The organism is Frankia sp. CoBUL1 (genome assembly GCF_978021245.1).
In genome coordinates this window covers 1-15,989 of record NZ_CDXDOS010000050.1, presented here as the reverse complement: position 1 = coordinate 15,989, position 15,989 = coordinate 1, and the positions used below count along the sequence as shown (strand labels likewise).

Genomic DNA, 15,989 nt, shown 5'->3' with positions numbered 1-15,989 from the left:
GGGGCGTTGCGGCCCCCACCGGGCCCGGACGTCCCCACCGGCGCCGAACCCGTCGGGTGGGGACCTGCGGGAGCGCCGGGTGCGGTGGGCTGCCGTTCACCGCCTTCGCGGCGCGTCGCGCCGCCCAACCGGTGGAGGAGAGACGGCCGCATGACCATGCCCACCGCCTCGGACCGGATCTGGACGGTTCCGAACGCGCTGTCCGCCCTGCGGCTGCTCGGCGTGCCGGTCTTCCTCTGGCTGGTGCTGGGTCCGAAGGCGGACGGTGCGGCGCTCGGCGTTCTCGCGTTCGCCGGAATCAGCGACTACCTGGACGGCAAGCTCGCGCGGGTGCTGAACCAGACGAGTCGCCTCGGCGTCCTGCTGGATCCCCTCGCCGACCGGTTCTACATCCTCGCCACCATCGTCGCTCTGACCCTCCGCGGGATCGTGCCGGTCTGGTTCGCGGTTCTGCTCCTTGCCCGCGACGTGGCGTTGCTGGCGCTGCCGCCGTTGCTGCGCAGGATCGGGGTCGGCGTCACACTGCCCGTGCACTACCTGGGCAAGGCTGCGACGTTCAACCTGTTGTACGCCTTCCCTCTCCTACTGCTGTCTGCCGGGGATTCCTGGCTGGCCACCGCGGCACGCCCGGTCGGATGGGCGTTTGCGATCTGGGGTACTGCCCTGTACTGGTGGTCTGGTCTTCTGTACTTCGTCCAGGCCGGCCAGCTCGTCCGGCGCTTCCGGGCGGACGCCCGGACCGGCGCAAGTGGGAGGTGACCGGTGAGAGCCGTCGTCATGGCCGGTGGCGAGGGCACCCGGCTGCGTCCGTTGACCGCGAACCTGCCCAAACCACTGCTCCCTGTCGTCAACCGGCCGATCATGGAGCATGTGCTGCGCCTACTCAAACGGCACGGCTTCGACGAGACGGTGGTGACCGTCCAGTTTCTGGCCTCGATGATCCGGACATACTTCGGTTCCGGTGACGAGCTCGGGATGCACCTGTCGTACGCCACTGAGACGACCCCGCTGGGCACCGCCGGCAGCGTGAAGAACGCCGAGGACGCCCTGCGGGACGAGGCGTTCCTGGTCATCAGCGGGGACGCGCTGACCGACATCGACCTCACCGACCTGGTTGCCTTCCACCGGCGTCAGGGCGCGCTCGTCACCGTCGCGCTGAAATCCGTCCCCGACCCGCTCGAGTTCGGCATCGTCATCACCGGCGAGGACGGACGGATCCAGCGCTTCCTGGAGAAGCCGACCTGGGGGCAGGTGTTCTCCGACACCGTCAACACCGGCATCTACGTGATGGAGCCCGAGGTGCTTGCCCAGGTGCCGCCCGGCGAGGCGGTGGACTGGTCCGGCGACATCTTCCCCCGGCTGGTCGAGGCGGGTGCCCCGGTGTACGGCTACGTGGCGTCCGGGTACTGGGAGGACGTCGGCACCATCGCGAGCTTTCAACGGGCCCAGGCCGACGTGCTCAACCGCCAGGTCGACGTGGAGATCGGCGGTTTCGAGGTGTCCCCCGGGGTGTGGATCGGTGAGGACGCCGAGGTCCATCCGGAGGCGATCCTCAAGGGGCCGCTCGTGGTCGGTGACTACAGCAAGGTGGAGGCCGGCGCCGAGCTGCGGGAGTTTTCCGTGCTGGGCAGCAACGTGCTGGTGAAGAGCGGCGCGTTCCTGCACCGGGCGATCGTCCAGGACAACGCGCTCATCGGCCCGCAGACGAACCTGCGCGGCTGCGTCATCGGCAAGAGCACCGACGTGTTGCGGGCGGCCAGGATCGAGGAGGGCGCCGTCGTCGGAGACGAGTGCGTCGTCCGCGAGGAGGCGTTCGTCTCCCATGACGTGAAGGTGTATCCGTTCAAGACGATCGAGGCCGGCGCGGTCGTCAACACCTCCGTCATCTGGGAGTCCCGCGGCCAGCGGACCCTGTTCGGGCCGCGCGGGGTGTCCGGCCTGGTGAACGCGGAGATCACCCCGGAGCTGGTGGTGCGCCTCGCCGGTGCCTACGCCACGACCCTGAAGAAGGGGGCCACCGTCACCACCGCGCGGGACGGTTCCCGCGCCGCCCGGGCCCTCAAGCGGGCCGTCATCAGCGCGTTGACCGCCGGTGCCATCAACGTCCGTGATCTCGAGGTGGCACCGATGCCGGTCACCCGCTTCGACGTCCGCTCGTCCAACGCCGCCGGGGGGATCATGCTGCGCACCACCCCCGGAGACCCGGAACGCATCGACATCATCTTCCTGGATGCCGACGGCGACGACCTCTCCCCGGTGGCACAGCGCAAGCTAGACCGGGTCTTCTCCCGCCAGGAGTTCCGCCGGGCCTTTCCCGGTGAGATCGGTGACCTGCGTTTCCCGGCCCGTACCATGGATCTCTACATCCAGGATCTGCTCGACCGGGTTGATACCGCCGGCGTCGCCGAGGCGGATCTCAAGATCGTCGTTGATCCCTCGGGTGGCTCGGCGTCCCTGGTGCTGCCGACACTGCTCGGCCGGCTCGGCGTTGACGTGCTCACCGTCAATGGACGCGTTGACGAGATCATCCCGCCCCGCAGCGCCCTGGAGGATCTGCGGGCCACCGACCGTCTGGGCGCCCTCGTCGCCAGCTCCGGGGCGGCCTTCGGCGTGCGGTTCGATCATGTCGGCGAGCGCGTCACGATCGTCGACGAGCGGGGGGACCTCATCGACGATGACCGGGCCCTGCTGGTGTTCCTCGACCTCGTCGCGGCGGAGAATCCCGGCGCGGAGGTGGCCCTGCCGGTGACCATCACCCGGGTAGCCGACCAGGTCACCTGCTTCCACGGGCTGACGGTACGCCGGACCTCCCTGTCGGCGGCGGCGCTGACCGGGGTCGCCCGTGACGACGGCATCGTCTTCGCCGCCGACGGGCGGGGCGGCTTCATCGTCCCCGAGTTCGCCCCCGCGATCGACGGGATCGCGGTGTTCGTGAAACTGCTGGCCCTGGTGGCACGGACCCGGCTGACACTCAGCACCATCGACGCCCGGATACCTTTGGTAGCGATCCTGCGCCGTTCAGTGCCCACCCCGTGGGCGGTCAAGGGCACCGTCATGCGTCGCGTGGTGGAGTCGGTCGACCCGGATACGGGGTATGTCATCGACACCACGGACGGGGTTCGGATCGTCGGTCCGGACGGCTCCTGGATCCTGGTGTTGCCGGATCCGAGTGAGGCGGTCACCCACCTGTGGTCGGAGGGTGCCGACATCGAGGAGGCCCACGTGCTGCTGCAGCGTTGGGTCGAGGTGGTCGAGGCGCGGTAGCCGCGGCACGCGCGGCGAGGCCTTGGTCGGCGGCGCTCGGTGTCCGGTCGGTCAGAATGCCGAATGTGCGAGAACGGACCGGATGGCCACGCCGAGGGCCGGTATGCCCCGGGGCCGCCGGCCCTTCGGATCCCTGCGGCGTCTCCGGGCGGCCCCGTCGCCCCTGGCAGCGTCCCCTCGCCTTGGCCCTCGTCCTCGGCCTGCTCGGCCTGGTGATCGCGACCGGCGCCCGGCGTGCCGCGACGACGGCCGGGGAACGCGCGGAGCTCGTCGCGGCCCTGCGCGCGAAGATCCATGAGCGATCCGCCGCGACCACTGCGGCCGCGACCCGGGTCGGCGAGCTGCGCCTGCGGGTGAAGACGGCGCGGGGACAGCGTGCCCGGGCCGAGCGTGAGCTGGCCTGGGCCACGGCGGCGCTGTCGGATCTCGGGCCGGCGGCAGGCTGGTCCCCCGTGCGTGGACCGGGTGCCCGGATCGAGCTCGCGGACCGGACCGCCCCCGGGCCCTCGGCACCGTCGGCACCTCGTGCGTCAACGGCGCCTACCCCGCTGCGCCCGTTGACCGGGCCCGCCGGTCCCCACTCCGCACCGGCGTCCGGCTGGACCCGGATTCAAGATCGAGATCTTGCCGATCTCGTCAACGTGCTGTGGATCTCGGGTGCCGAGGCTGTCGCGGTCAACGGCGTCCGCCTGACGGCTCTCAGCGCTATCCGGGCGGCCGGTGATCTCATTCTCGTCGGATTCGTACCGGTGATCGCGCCGTACACCGTCGAAGCGGTGGGTGATCCGGACGATCTCGTGCGGCGTCTCGAGGAGTCCGCCGTGATCGACCGGCTGCGGCATCGTCCCGACTCACCGGTGACCTCCCTGTCGGTCGTCACCGTCAGAAACCTGACCCTGCCCGCGGCCGATCCCCAGGTGCTGCGGCATGCTCGACGGAGCGAATCATGATCGCCGTGGTAGCCCTTGCCCTGGGCGTGACGGCCGGCCTGGTGCTGGGCCCGACCGTCCCCGACTGGATGGATCCCTACCTCCCAGTCGCCGTGGTGGCCGCGGTGGACGCTGCTCTCGGCGGCGCGCGGGCCGTCGCGGAGAGGGTGTTCGACAACCGGGCGTTCATCGTCTCGTTCGTCTTCGACGTCGCGATCGCCGTCCTGATGGTGCTGCTCGGCGACCTGATCGGGTTCGGCGGCGCGTTGTCCACCGCGGTGGTCGTGGTGCTGGGCATCCGCATCTTCACCACCGCGACCGCGTTGCGCCAACATCTGATCAAGGTCTGACGATGGCGGTGACCTCGGCAGGCGACCCTTCGGAATCCGGGCCCGGACGGAAGTCCGCATCCGATCCGAAGCCCGATCCGAAGCCCGATCCGGTGCCGGTCTCCGATGCGCCGGTCTCCGATGCGCCGTCGGACCCGCCCACGTCGCCCGTCGTGGTCCCTGTCGCGTCGGAGCCGACGCCGAGCCCGGTTCCGGGGCACGTCCGGCCGGGTCGTTCCCGGACGCGGCCTGCCCTGAGCCTGGTCCTGCTCGCCGGTCTCGGTTTCGCCGTGGTCGCCGCGACCCGGTCCGCGCAGCCGTCCTTCGGACTCGCCACCGCGCGGCCGGACGAGCTCGCCGCGACCCTCGGTGCGATCGGCGCCGTCGACCGGTCCCTGGCAGCCCGGGAGCAGCAGCTCCGCCGGGAGGCGGAACCGATGATGCCGCCCGTGCCGACGTCGGTGCCGGCCCCGGCGGCCGGGCCGGACGAGGTGCGTCGCGAGGCCGACCGGCTGGCGATCCTCACCGGCATAGTGCCGGTCACCGGATCGGGGCTCGAACTGACGATCCAGGACCCTCACCGCGCGGTCGACGCCTCGATCCTCGTCGACGCCCTGCAGGAGCTACGGGACGCGGGCGCCGAGGCGATCGAGATCGCCGGGGTCCGAGCGGTCGTCTCGACCTACGTGGCCGACGAGCCCGGGCGGGGGTTGGTGGTCGACGGCACGTCGATCGCGCCGCCGTACGTGCTGCGGGTGGTGGGCGACGCCCACACGCTGGACCAGGCGATGCGGATCCCCGGCGGGGTGCTCGATACGGTAGCGGCACGGGACGGGGCGCAGGCGACCGTTCGGACCTCCGAGCACATCGAGATCCGTGCGCTGCGACCCGCTCCGAGTCCTCGCTACGCCCGTCCGGCCGGATAGGAGACCCCTGTTCCCCGGGCCAGCCGAGGAACGTGGTTCCTGGTGGAGTTCGCGGCGCGGCGCGGCACGGTATGGCGTCGGGCCGGGCGGCGCAGAGCGGTCCGCGCAGTGGTCAGAGCAAGGGGAGGCGATCTCCGGTGTACCCGGACGACCTGAAGTACACCCGTGAGCACGAATGGATCCGGCTCGACGGGAGCACGGCACGGGTCGGCATCACGTCCTACGCGCAGGAGGCGCTGGGCGACATCGTCTTTGTCTCTCTGCCCGACATCGGCTCCGCGGTCCAGGCCGGTGAGTCCTTCGGAGAGGTCGAGTCGACCAAGAGCGTGTCCGAGATCTACGCGCCGATCGCCGGAGAGGTGACGGCGCGCAACGAGGCACTTGCCGGTGCGCCGGAACTGATCAACTCTGATCCCTATGGGGAAGGCTGGCTCGTCGAGCTCACGGTCGCGGATGTCGCCGACGTCACCGGCCTACTGACCGCCGAAGAGTACGCGGAGCACGTGAAGGAAAACTGAGAGTATCTGGTTTGTGCTTCTGGTGGGTGGTGGGCCACGCCACGCCGAACAACACGGGTCGCACTCTTTTCACGACCGTGCCCGCGATGCACTAGCCTCGGAGTGCACCGGGGCACGATCGTGGACGACCCGACCGTCGCCATGTGATCATCCTGGTGATGGGGGTGGGCTGCGGACGTCTGGCTACCACCATCGCAGTGTTGGCAGAGACGTTCCCGCCGCCCGTCCGGTGGCGGCCGAAGCGGCTGGGGTACCCCGCCCGTGCGGGATCCCGGCAGGAAGCGGACGCGACTGTGTTCTGCACGAGGTGCGGACAGCAGAACCCGTCCGACGCGCTGTACTGCGCGCGGTGCGGGTCTCCTCTGGTACGTCCGGGTGAGCCCGTGGCGCCGGAGAGACCCGCGGAGCAAACGTCGACGCTGAACCTGGCGGCCGCGCTGTCCGGCATCGAGGGCGACCACGTCGACGAGTCGACCGAGCGGGACGCCGTGGCCGCCGTTGACGCGCTACCTCCCGGCTCGGCGTTGCTCGTCGTCAAGAGGGGGCCGAATGCGGGGAGTCGTTTTCTGTTGGACGCCGACATGACCACCGTCGGCCGCCATCCCGAGAGCGATATCTTCCTCGACGATGTGACCGTCTCCCGTCGGCATGCGGAGTTCCATCGCTCGCCGTACACCAAGGGCTTCTCGGTTCGCGACGTCGGGAGCCTGAACGGTACCTACCTCAACCGCGAGCGGATCGACTCGGCTGAGCTCACCAGCGGCGACGAGGTGCAGATCGGCAAGTTCCGGCTGGTGTTCCTGACTGGCGCGAGCTACGGGGGGTCAGCGGCACGGTGACGAGGAAGGACCCACGGTGAGCGGCGGCCTCGCCGCGGCATCGTCGGCCCCGCGTTCGGGCGCAACGCGCTCGGACCAGGCCGGACAGAACGCGAAGGTGCTCAACATCGGCCAGGTTCTCGACCGTCTGCGGGCGGACTTCGCCGACATCACCCTGTCGAAGATCCGTTATCTCGAGGCGGAGGGACTCGTCGAACCCGCCCGTACCAGCGCGAACTACCGCAAGTACTCGGTCGACGACGTTGCCCGGCTCCGTTACGTCCTGCACGCGCAGCGGGAGCGCTTTCTTCCGCTGCGCGTGATCAAGGAGGAGCTGGCGTCGCTCGACCGCGGTGAGACCCCGGTGCATCGGCCTGGACCCCGCGCGCTGCCCCCGCATCCGGCCCCTACCGGCCTGGACGCGTTCCTCGGGGCGGAACGGGTCAGAATGTCGCGCCGGGAGCTTCTCGCCGCCGCGGGGCTCGGCGACGAGGCCCTGACCGAGCTGGAACAGCACGGCCTGGTGGGTCCGATCGCCGGCGGCGGGTACTACGATTCCGACGCCCTGCTCGTCGCACGGACCGTGGCGCTGCTGGCCGGCCACGGCGTGCAGCCCCGGCATCTGCGGGCCGCCCGTACGGTGGCCGACCGTGAGGCTGGTCTCATCGAGGCCGCCGTCGCCCCGTTGCGGGGCCAGCGCGGTGGTGAGGGCTCGGGACGGCACGCCGAGACCGCCGATGAGCTGGCGGCGTTGCTGGTCCGCTTGCACGCGGCCCTGTTGCGCTCCCGGCTGGCGGCGGGACGATCGAGTTGAGACCAAGGTGAGGAGGCTGTCGGGGCTGCGCTCGGAGTGCCTTGCCGGACAGCCGAACCGGTGGGCGCGCTGACGCCGGACGGAAGCGGGGATACTGTCTCCCCTGTGGGGTTTTCTGGCTCCGGTCACAACATCCCGCCCCGCCCCACCTGCGAGGAGGTAGATCGGTGCATCGGCTGGACATCGTCGGCGTGCGAGTCGAGCTTCCGTCGAAGCAGCCGATCGTCCTGCTCAAGGAGGTGGGCGGTGAGCGGTATCTGCCTATCTGGATCGGTGCTGTCGAGGCGACGGCGATTGCCTTCGCCCAGGAGGGCATCACGACGGCTCGACCTATGACCCATGACCTGATGCGGGACGTGTTGCGTGCGCTGCAGACGGACCTGACCCGGGTAACCATCACCGACCTCCAGGACGGCGTCTTCTTCGCCACGCTCGTGTTCGGCAACGGGGTGGAGGTCTCCGCCCGGCCGTCCGACGCGATCGCGTTGGCGATGCGGATGGGAGCGCCGGTCTACGGGGTCGAGGCGGTTCTGGCCGAGGCCGGGATCACCGTTCCCGAGGAACAAGAACAGGAGAGCGAGCTGGAGAAGTTCCGGGAGTTCCTTGACACGATCTCCCCGGAGGATTTCAACACCCCCGACTCCTGAGGGTTCCCGGCTCCCGAGGCTTCCCAGCCCTTGGCGTGCCCGCCTGGGAGCAGGTCGGCCGCTGAGACTTTCAGCGAGCCGTGGCCGAGGTCGGCTGTGATCCACTGTGATCCACAGTGCGGGCAGTATCGGGGCGAGCTTCCGATTTGACCGATCTGTTGAATGACGTCCGCTGGACTCCAGACACGCCGGCTTAGATCATTGAAGGAACCGCGCGTCGCTCCTACGGTCGGGAGAGCCCGACCGTAGAGTTCGTGCCCCTGCCCGCGGTAGACGTGGCGGAACGGGCTCTCTCCGGCTCTGACCTTGCCGGGCCGTGGCAACGGCGTGATGTGCTCTGCCCGGTTCCGTGCCGACGGGTGGACGGGCGGTCCCGGATTACGGGCACAAGGGTGCCACGCCGCGGCCTCGCCGGCCGTCGGTGGTCGGGGAGTCGTGCGGTCGAGGTGATCGTGGCAGGCCGCACGACAGTGGAAACGGTTCGATCGGGCCGGGTGTCCGGGATGGCGGCGTCGGGTGACGTCGGCGGTCGGGACGGATCCGGAACGGTCCAGAGGATGGGGCTGGCATGGCGGCGAAGTGCGTACAGCGATGATCGAACAGGGCCAGCTCTTTCCGGATGAGATTCCCGAACCGCCGGGGGACGACGTCGGGTACCGGGGGCCGACGGCCTGCGCCGCGGCGGGCATCACCTACCGCCAGCTCGACTACTGGGCTCGGACCGCTCTGGTCGTCCCCAGCGTCCGCGACGCGTCCGGTTCCGGCAGCCAACGGCTGTACTCCTTTCGTGACGTCCTGGTGCTGCGCGTGGTCCGCAAGCTGCTTGAGGCCGGTGTGTCGCTGCAGAACATCCGGGTGGCGGTGGAACATCTGCGTACCCGCGGCGTGGACGACCTGGCGCAGCTCACCCTGATCAGCGACGGCTCCACCGTGTACGAGTGCACCTCGGACGATCAGGTTATCGATCTTGTCCGGGGTGGACAGGGCGTGTTCGCCATCGCCGTCGGCCGAGCCCTGCGCGACATGCGTGGCCAGCTGGCCGAACTGCCCTGCGAGCGGCCTGGTCATCCGCCGGCGACCCATCCCGGCGACGAGCTGGCCAGTCGTCGGACCCGGCGGAGCTCGGCCTAGCCCCCGCCCTTATTCGGTTCCGAACTGTCGGTGGTTCGTCGTACGGTCCGCCTCGTGACAGACAACCCGACGGTCCTCACCGAGGGCCTGCAGAAGAGCTACGGCGGCAAACGAGCGCTGGTGGGCCTGGACCTGCGGGTCGATGCCGGCACCGTGCACGGCGTGCTGGGGCCCAACGGAGCCGGCAAGACGACGGCGGTACGCATCCTGTCGACCCTGCTGCGCCCGGACGGCGGCCAGGCCAGGGTCCTCGGTCTGGACGTCGTCCGGCAGGCGGACGCGCTGCGTGCCCGGATCGGTCTGACCGGCCAGTACGCGGCGGTCGACGAGCGGCTCACCGGCCTGGAGAACCTGGAGATGTTCGGGCGGCTCTACCGTCTGCGCAGCCGCGTCGCGCGGGCCCGCGCGGTCGAGCTGCTCGAGCGGTTCGAGCTCGCCGAGTCGGCCGGTCGGCAGGCGCGTACCTACTCGGGCGGGATGCGGCGGCGGCTCGATCTCGCGGCCAGTCTGATTATCAACCCGGCGGTGCTGTTCCTCGACGAGCCGACCACCGGACTGGATCCCCGCAGCCGCTCGGCGATGTGGAGGGTGATCGCCGATCTGGTGCAGGACGGCACGACGGTCCTGCTCACGACGCAGTACCTGGAGGAGGCCGACCGGCTGGCCCACCGGATCTCGGTGGTCGACGGCGGCCGGGTCATCGCGCGGGGTACCCCGAACGAGCTGAAGTCGCAGGTTGGTGGCGACCGGCTGGACATCGTCGTCGGTGGTGACGCCGCCGAGGATGTCCAGGCCGCCCGGGCGGTGCTCGCCCGGTTCGGATCCGGCGCGGCGACGGCCGACGGGGAGACGCGTCGGGTCAGTGCGCCGGTACCGGGCGCGAGCGTGCTGTCCGATGTGGTCCGGGGTCTCGACGAGCTGGGGGTGCCGATCTCCGACGTCGCCCTGCACCGGCCGTCGCTGGACGACGTCTTCCTCGCCATGACCGGGCGCGCTTCGGCCGGCAGCGAGACGCCGCCCGCACGTGCGGGCGGCGACGGCCGTGGCGACACCGGCAACCCTGATGACCGGGACGACCGGGCCGATCGGGACGACCGGGATGACAAGGATGACAAGGATGACAAGGACATGGTGACCATATGAGCACCCTCGAGCTGACTCCGGCGGGGCGCGGGCGGCTGTCGTGGGCCGTCGCTGACGCGTGGGTGATGTGCCGGCGCAATCTGATCCAGACATGGCGGATACCCGAGCTCGTCATCTTCGCGACCATCCAGCCGGTCATGTTCGTCCTGCTGTTCACCTATGTCTTCGGTGGCGCGATCAACGTGGGTGACGGGGTCAAGTACGTGGACTACCTGATGCCGGGCATCTTCCTACAGACGGTGATCTTCGGGTCGATGTTGACCGGCGTGGGGCTGGCGGAGGACCGTCAGCGGGGCCTGATCGACCGGTTCCGTTCCCTTCCCATGAGCCGGTCGGCGCTGCTCACCGGCCGTACCCTGGCCGATCTCGCCCGCAACGTCTTCATCGTCGTGGTGATGCTTCTGGTAGGTCTGGCCGTGGGATTCCGGTTCGGGGAGACCACGGTGCCGGCGGCGCTGGCCGGGTTCGGGCTGATGCTGTTGTTCTCGTACGCCTTCTCCTGGCTGTCCGCCGTCATCGGGCTGTCGGTGAGTAGCGCGGAGGCGGCGCAGTCGGCGGGATTCATCTGGATTTTCCCGCTGGTCTTCGCCAGCTCGGCCTTCGCCCGGGTGGAGACCATGCCGGGCTGGCTGCAGGCGTTCGCCCGGCATCAGCCGGTGACGGTGACCGTCGACGCCGTGCGGGCGTTGTTCCTCGGCGGTCCGGTCGTCTCCGTCCTCCTGCAGTCCCTCGCCTGGTGTCTGGGTCTGTTGGTGGTGTTCGGGCCGTTCGCCGCGCGCGTGTACCGGCGGTCGGCCTCGCGCTGACCGGCGGGCCCGACCGCCGGACGCGGGCCGTACCCGATGTCGCCGAGGCGCGGCTCATGGTCAGGTGCGGCCCTCGGTCTCCTGGGCGTTGCCCAGCGTCGCCTCGTAGGCGAGCCATTCGGCCCGCAGGACCGGCCAGCCGTCGGCGCGCAGCAGGTCCACCACGGCGGGGTCGTCGTCGACCACGACGGCGACCCGACGGCCGGCGCCGAGCTCGCGAAGTTCGGCGCGTTTGAACACCCGAGCCGGCCGACGGTCGGAGTCCGGACGCATCCGCAGCTCACCCGGCGGCAGATCCTGCTCGGTCAGCCAGCGCCGCGTCGCCTCTCTGGAACGCTCCGGCCGGCCGGTCAGCCATACCACCTCGTGGTCTCGGGCCAGTTTGCGGGCCAGTTCCACCCCTTCGGCCAGGGGGGGATCGGCGGGCGCCGCTGCGAAGAACGCCTCCCAGTCGCTGGGACTGGCGCGCAGGAAGCGCAATCGGTGTCGGACGTCGGCCACTACCCCGTCGACGTCGATGACGGCGAGCGGTCGCTGTTTCGCCGCCGTACCTGCCGTACCTGCCGTCTCCGTGCGGCCCGCCGTGTCAGCCGTGTCAGCCGCGTCCGTCACCGACGTTCCCTTTCCACCTGCTCATCGCCGACCTTCGCCCCTTCGATCGGTGCGCTGGCTTACCTGACCGGGACGGTTGCCCCGACGGATCATTGAACACGCGCGGCGCCGTTGATTTGGTGCCGGTCGGGGGTGGCCCGCTCGGGTGGTCCCGGCGTCGCCGTCGTCCGGAACGGCCAGGCGGCGGGTGGTTGTACCGATAACGTCGCCGATGTCGTCGCATGCTTTCGTCCGGCGATGTCCCTGTGTCCAGACCGTCGCGCCGGCAGGCCAGTTCGGCCGGTCGGCGCGTTCTGGGATGTTTGCTCCGTCGGACGTGTCATGGTCGTCGGGGGGCTCGACGCCGAGCACGGCAACACACAGTGTGGGGAGGTCGACGTGTCGGGTACCCGGCGGGCGCGCACGCTCGTGGCCGGCATCCAGTCCTCGCTGGGGGCGGCACTGGCGCTCGCCGACCGGCTGGATGAGCAGGCGGACCGGATCGAGACCGAGGTGGGCTTCGGTGCTTCCGGGAAGGCCGGTGCCTCGGGGAAGGCCGGTGGCCCCGGTGAGTCCGGTGCGGGGCGGCTCGACGTCGCCGGGGAGCTCGCCCGGGCCGCCGTGATCGCCCGTTCCCGGGCGCGTGGATTCGCCGGCGCGTCCTGGGCGGCGCCCGACTGGCGGCACGGCCCCTTCGGTGTCGCCCCGGTCGGCGACCGAGCTCGTTTCCGGCCCGCTCTGTGGCAGGTCGGTCAGGTCATCGTGCCGCCCGACGATCCCACGGCGCAGCACCGGACGGTGCCACTGGCCATCCCGCTGCTGGACGGCCTGAACCTGCGGATCGAGACGACCCGGTCCAGCCGGCCCGCCGCGGTCGACCTCGTGCGTGGCCTGCTGACCCGCGTCCTCGCCGCGGCGCCGGCCGGGTGGGTCCGACTCGTCGTCTACGATCCCCACGAGTTCGGTGCCGGGCTCGCCGGCTTTGCGCCGCTGCGTGCCGCCGGTGTGGCCACCCCCACGCTCACGACGCGGGCCCGGCTTGAGGAGGTCCTCGCGGAGCTGTCGGCGGAGGTGGGAAGAATCACCGTGGACCGGCTCGGTGGCCGGTTCGACTCGTTGCGGGAGCGGGAGGAGGCTGGGCTTCCGCGTTCGGAGCCCTGGCGCGTCCTGGTGCTGCTTGGTGAGCCCCGGCTGCACGACGAGGGCGCGCGGGCGCTCGCCGCCATCGCGGCCCAGGGCCCGTCCTGCGGGGTGGTGGTGATCTCCATCGTGGAGGTCCGGCCGCCCGGCGTGGAGCCGGTCCTGGGCGGCTCGCGGGACGGTCCCGATGCGCTGACGCCGCTGGATCCCGACGTCAGCGGTCTGGGAGCCGACGAGGACGGGGACTCGGTGACGGAACCCCTGCCGAGGTCGGTGGTGTTCACCGCGGTCGAGCTCCTCGCCGATCGGCCGGGATGGCTCGGGGCCGCCGCGGGAGGCTGGCGCACGTCGCTGACCGGTCTGCTGCGGGTCGAGCTGGACCCGCCGCCGCACTCCATGTTGGTCGCCGCGGTCGCGGCTCAGGTCGCCGCGGCGGCCACCCGGGAGGCCGCCCGGCCGCCGGCCATCAGCGACATGCTGCCCCGCGGCCTGTGGGAGTTCGACAGCGCCGCCGGGGTGGGTGTCGAGGTGGCGCAGGGCCCCGACGGGCCGGTGGGGTTCACCTTCGACGACGACACCGTGCACGCCCTCGTCGGCGGCCAGGCCGGGTCGGGCAAGTCGACGTTGCTCCTCGACGTGATCTACGGGATCGCCGCGCGTTACGGGCCCGACCAGGTCCGCTTCCATCTGCTCGACTTCAAGGAGGGGCTGGAGTTCGCCCAGTTTGCCGCCGGTCCGACGGACCCGTTCTACCTGCCGCACGCCGACACCGTCGGCATCGAGAGCGACCGCGAGTTCGGCGTCGCGGTGCTGCGGGCGGTCCGTGAACAGATGCGCCGCCGCGCCGTGGCGATGCGCGCGGTCGGCGCCCGCGACCTGCGAGGCCTGCGGGCGGCCGACCGGAGCTCGGCCTGGCCGCGGATCATCGTCGTGGTCGACGAGTTCCAGGTGATGCTCACCCCGATGGACTCGGTGGCGCGGGAGGCCGTCGCGCACCTGGAGGTCCTGGCCCGCCAGGGCCGCGCCTACGGGGTCCATCTGCTGCTCGCCAGTCAGACGCTGTCCGGTATCGACGCGCTTGACGCCACCGCCGGGAAGCGTGGTTCGATCTTCGGGCAGTTCGCGTTGCGCGTGGCGCTGCGTACCTCGATCTCGGAGTCACGGGTCCTGCTGTCCACGGCGAACGAGGCTGCCGGCGCGCTCTCGGGCGTCGGGGAGGCTATCGTCAACCGGCGCAACGGCCATCCTGCGGGCAACGAACTCGTCCGGGTCGCCTTCCCGGATCCGGCGGCGATAGGCGTGCTGCGTGGGCGGCTGGCGGCCACGACCGCCCGCAGTGTGCCGAATGCGAGGCCCCCGCGGGTCTTTGCTGGTCACGCCCCCGCGGTTCTTGACGACAACCCGATCTACCAGGCGTTGGACGGGCGTCCGGCGCCGACAGCCGTCGAGGCGGTTGCGGCCGAAGCGATCATCGGCGACGGTGGCGAAACCGGTCCGAGCCTGCTGGCGGGCGGTGCGTCGCCGGGGCGTGCTTGCGGTTCCGGGAGCGGCTCAGGGGACGGTGCCGAGAACGATGTCGATCCCCTCGCGCTGGTCGGCGTGCCCCTGGACCTCGCGCCGCCCGCGGTCGGGGTACGGCTCGCCGCGCTGCCCGGCCGGCATCTCGCCGTGCTCGGTCCGCTGCGTCGGGAGGCGGTCGGCATCCTGCAGGCGGCGGCGGCCAGCGTCGCCGCGCAGGTCCCGGCCGGTGGACTCGTGGTCGAGATCATCGTCGCGGAGCCGATGGCGCTCGCCGCCGCGGAGGTGCTCGCGGCGCGCGTACGCCGGGCCGGGCATCCCGTTCGGGTCGCCGATGTCACCGGCCTGCGGTCAGTGCTGGCCGGTGCCGCCGACGAGACCCGTGCCCGGGAGGAGTCCGCACTCACCGGCAGCGTGGGCCCGGTCGCGCCGCCGCTGCGGCTCGTCGTCGTCTTTGCGATGGACGCCGGCCGGGCCGGGCTGGAGGCGCGTGACCCGGTGACCCGTCGCACCGGACTGGACGACCTGCGCACGCTCACCCGCCGGGGACCGGCGCAGCGCGTGCACCTGCTGGGCTGGTGGCGGGGAGTGTCCCGGCTGGCCGAGGACCTCGGTCCGGGTAACCGGGACGACATCGCCGCGTGGGTGGCGGCCGGGGTACCCGGCAGCGACCTGTTCGTCCTGGCCGGACACCGGTCGGTGGCCGGTGGGACCATGCCGAATCGGGCGGTCCTGTTCGACCGGCACGTCCAGGCCGAACCGCGCACCGTGGTGCCGTTCGCGCCGTTGGATCAGGGGTAGTCCGATGCGGACCGACGACGGGGCGGGAAGCGACGGCGACGTGGCGGGTGTCGGCGATGTGGCGGCTGTCGGCGACGTGGGGATCGACGGCCGAGCAGGCGCCGGGAGAGGACGGAACGGGATCGTGGCTGGATCTGTGCCGGTGGATGCGTCCGATCTCGCCGACCTGTTCGGCGACGCGGGCCTTGGCGACCCGGATCTTGACGATCCGGCCAAGGCTGCGATGCAGTACCGGCGCCTGCTCGGTGCGTCCGACGAGGCCCGGGCCCGGGCCGGCCGCGACGCCCGCGACCGACGGCAGGACGGCCGGGCGGCCGCGCGTCGGCACCGGGACGCCGCCCAGGACATCCGGGCCAGGGTCCGCAGTGTCTGGGACCAGGTCGCCGAGCCCCTCGCCCAGTATGGGCTCACCGAGCTCGACCAGCTGCGCTCGGCGGCCGGCGACACCTCGGCCGAAGCGGCTGCCGCCGTCCCGCGGGTCGGCCTGGCGAAGAAGGGGACGGCGAATCGCGGCCTCTACCGCGACGGGGGCGGGTACGTCCCGGCCGAACCGGGCGATCGGCGGGGCCGATCATTGGCACAGGCCGGGCGGGAGGCCGACCGCACGGGACGGG

14 protein-coding genes and 1 pseudogene are annotated in these 15,989 nt (G+C 71.2%); 14 read left to right on the top strand and 1 reads right to left on the bottom strand.

From position 1 onward, the window contains the following. Positions 1–150: 150 nt before the first annotated feature. From clsA to AC08OX_RS06485, 12 genes are all read left to right on the top strand, one after another. Positions 151–759 (top strand): cardiolipin synthase ClsA, encoded by a 609-nt coding sequence (gene clsA / locus AC08OX_RS06540; RefSeq protein ID WP_476606987.1) that lies wholly within the window; start codon positions 151–153, stop codon positions 757–759. A gap of 18 nt (positions 760–777) precedes the next feature. Then, a complete protein-coding gene (locus AC08OX_RS06535) occupies positions 778–3,264 on the top strand; it encodes a sugar phosphate nucleotidyltransferase (RefSeq protein WP_476606990.1) in 2,487 nt (828 codons plus the stop codon). Between the two features lie 182 nt (positions 3,265–3,446). Next, the gene (locus AC08OX_RS06530) at positions 3,447–4,214 is read left to right on the top strand and encodes a DUF881 domain-containing protein (protein WP_476606986.1); all 768 of its coding nucleotides are present in this window, start codon (positions 3,447–3,449) and stop codon (positions 4,212–4,214) included. Next, positions 4,211–4,543, top strand: a complete 333-nt coding sequence (locus tag AC08OX_RS06525) for a DUF1290 domain-containing protein (protein ID WP_476606985.1) — start codon at positions 4,211–4,213, stop codon at positions 4,541–4,543. Before AC08OX_RS06530 ends, AC08OX_RS06525 begins: the two co-directional genes overlap by 4 nt. A 152-nt stretch (positions 4,544–4,695) precedes the next feature. Next, entirely contained in the window at positions 4,696–5,448 is a 753-nt protein-coding gene (locus tag AC08OX_RS06520; protein WP_476606984.1) for a DUF881 domain-containing protein, read from the top strand. A gap of 137 nt (positions 5,449–5,585) precedes the next feature. Then, complete coding sequence (gene gcvH / locus AC08OX_RS06515; RefSeq protein ID WP_476606983.1) at positions 5,586–5,966, top strand: glycine cleavage system protein GcvH; 381 nt, start codon at positions 5,586–5,588, stop codon at positions 5,964–5,966. 293 nt (positions 5,967–6,259) lie between these two features. After that, on the top strand, positions 6,260–6,805 hold the full coding sequence (locus AC08OX_RS06510) for an FHA domain-containing protein (protein ID WP_009739506.1): 546 nt from the start codon (positions 6,260–6,262) through the stop codon (positions 6,803–6,805). A 16-nt stretch (positions 6,806–6,821) separates the two neighbouring features. Continuing rightward, a complete protein-coding gene (gene ftsR, locus AC08OX_RS06505; RefSeq protein WP_011435910.1) occupies positions 6,822–7,598 on the top strand; it encodes a transcriptional regulator FtsR in 777 nt (258 codons plus the stop codon). A 167-nt stretch (positions 7,599–7,765) separates the two neighbouring features. Further along, a complete protein-coding gene (locus AC08OX_RS06500; RefSeq protein WP_476606982.1) occupies positions 7,766–8,245 on the top strand; it encodes a bifunctional nuclease family protein in 480 nt (159 codons plus the stop codon). 591 nt (positions 8,246–8,836) lie between these two features. Then, entirely contained in the window at positions 8,837–9,376 is a 540-nt protein-coding gene (locus AC08OX_RS06495; RefSeq protein WP_035958339.1) for a MerR family transcriptional regulator, read from the top strand. Positions 9,377–9,430: 54 nt separating this feature from the next. Then, on the top strand, positions 9,431–10,519 hold the full coding sequence (locus tag AC08OX_RS06490) for an ATP-binding cassette domain-containing protein (protein WP_476606981.1): 1,089 nt from the start codon (positions 9,431–9,433) through the stop codon (positions 10,517–10,519). After that, positions 10,516–11,325, top strand: coding sequence for an ABC transporter permease (locus tag AC08OX_RS06485; RefSeq protein WP_476606980.1), 810 nt, complete (start codon positions 10,516–10,518; stop codon positions 11,323–11,325). The genes AC08OX_RS06490 and AC08OX_RS06485 overlap by 4 nt, the downstream gene beginning before the upstream one ends. 60 nt (positions 11,326–11,385) lie before the next feature. Here the strand turns inward: AC08OX_RS06485 and AC08OX_RS06480 are convergent, their stop codons facing one another. Next, positions 11,386–11,937, bottom strand: a complete 552-nt coding sequence (locus tag AC08OX_RS06480) for a phosphatase domain-containing protein (RefSeq protein ID WP_476606979.1) — start codon at positions 11,935–11,937, stop codon at positions 11,386–11,388. A 321-nt stretch (positions 11,938–12,258) separates the two neighbouring features. Between AC08OX_RS06480 and AC08OX_RS06475 the strand changes: the two genes are divergently transcribed. Both AC08OX_RS06475 and AC08OX_RS06470 read left to right on the top strand, forming a co-directional pair. Continuing rightward, positions 12,259–15,375 (top strand): FtsK/SpoIIIE domain-containing protein, encoded by a 3,117-nt coding sequence (locus AC08OX_RS06475; protein ID WP_476606978.1) that lies wholly within the window; start codon positions 12,259–12,261, stop codon positions 15,373–15,375. Positions 15,376–15,499: 124 nt separating this feature from the next. Beyond that, positions 15,500–15,989 (top strand): annotated as a pseudogene (locus AC08OX_RS06470) (hypothetical protein); the annotation flags it as partial.

What these genes read in the sequence shown, in the direction of transcription:
- AC08OX_RS06485 (WP_476606980.1), top strand. Translation starts at nt 10,516, where the DNA reads ATGAGCACCCTCGAGCTGACTCCGGCGGGGCGCGGGCGGCTGTCGTGG.
- clsA (WP_476606987.1), top strand. Translation starts at nt 151, where the DNA reads ATGACCATGCCCACCGCCTCGGACCGGATCTGGACGGTTCCGAACGCG.
- AC08OX_RS06495 (WP_035958339.1), top strand. Translation starts at nt 8,837, where the DNA reads ATGATCGAACAGGGCCAGCTCTTTCCGGATGAGATTCCCGAACCGCCG.
- AC08OX_RS06475 (WP_476606978.1), top strand. Translation starts at nt 12,259, where the DNA reads ATGGTCGTCGGGGGGCTCGACGCCGAGCACGGCAACACACAGTGTGGG.
- AC08OX_RS06535 (WP_476606990.1), top strand. Translation starts at nt 778, where the DNA reads ATGGCCGGTGGCGAGGGCACCCGGCTGCGTCCGTTGACCGCGAACCTG.
- AC08OX_RS06525 (WP_476606985.1), top strand. Translation starts at nt 4,211, where the DNA reads ATGATCGCCGTGGTAGCCCTTGCCCTGGGCGTGACGGCCGGCCTGGTG.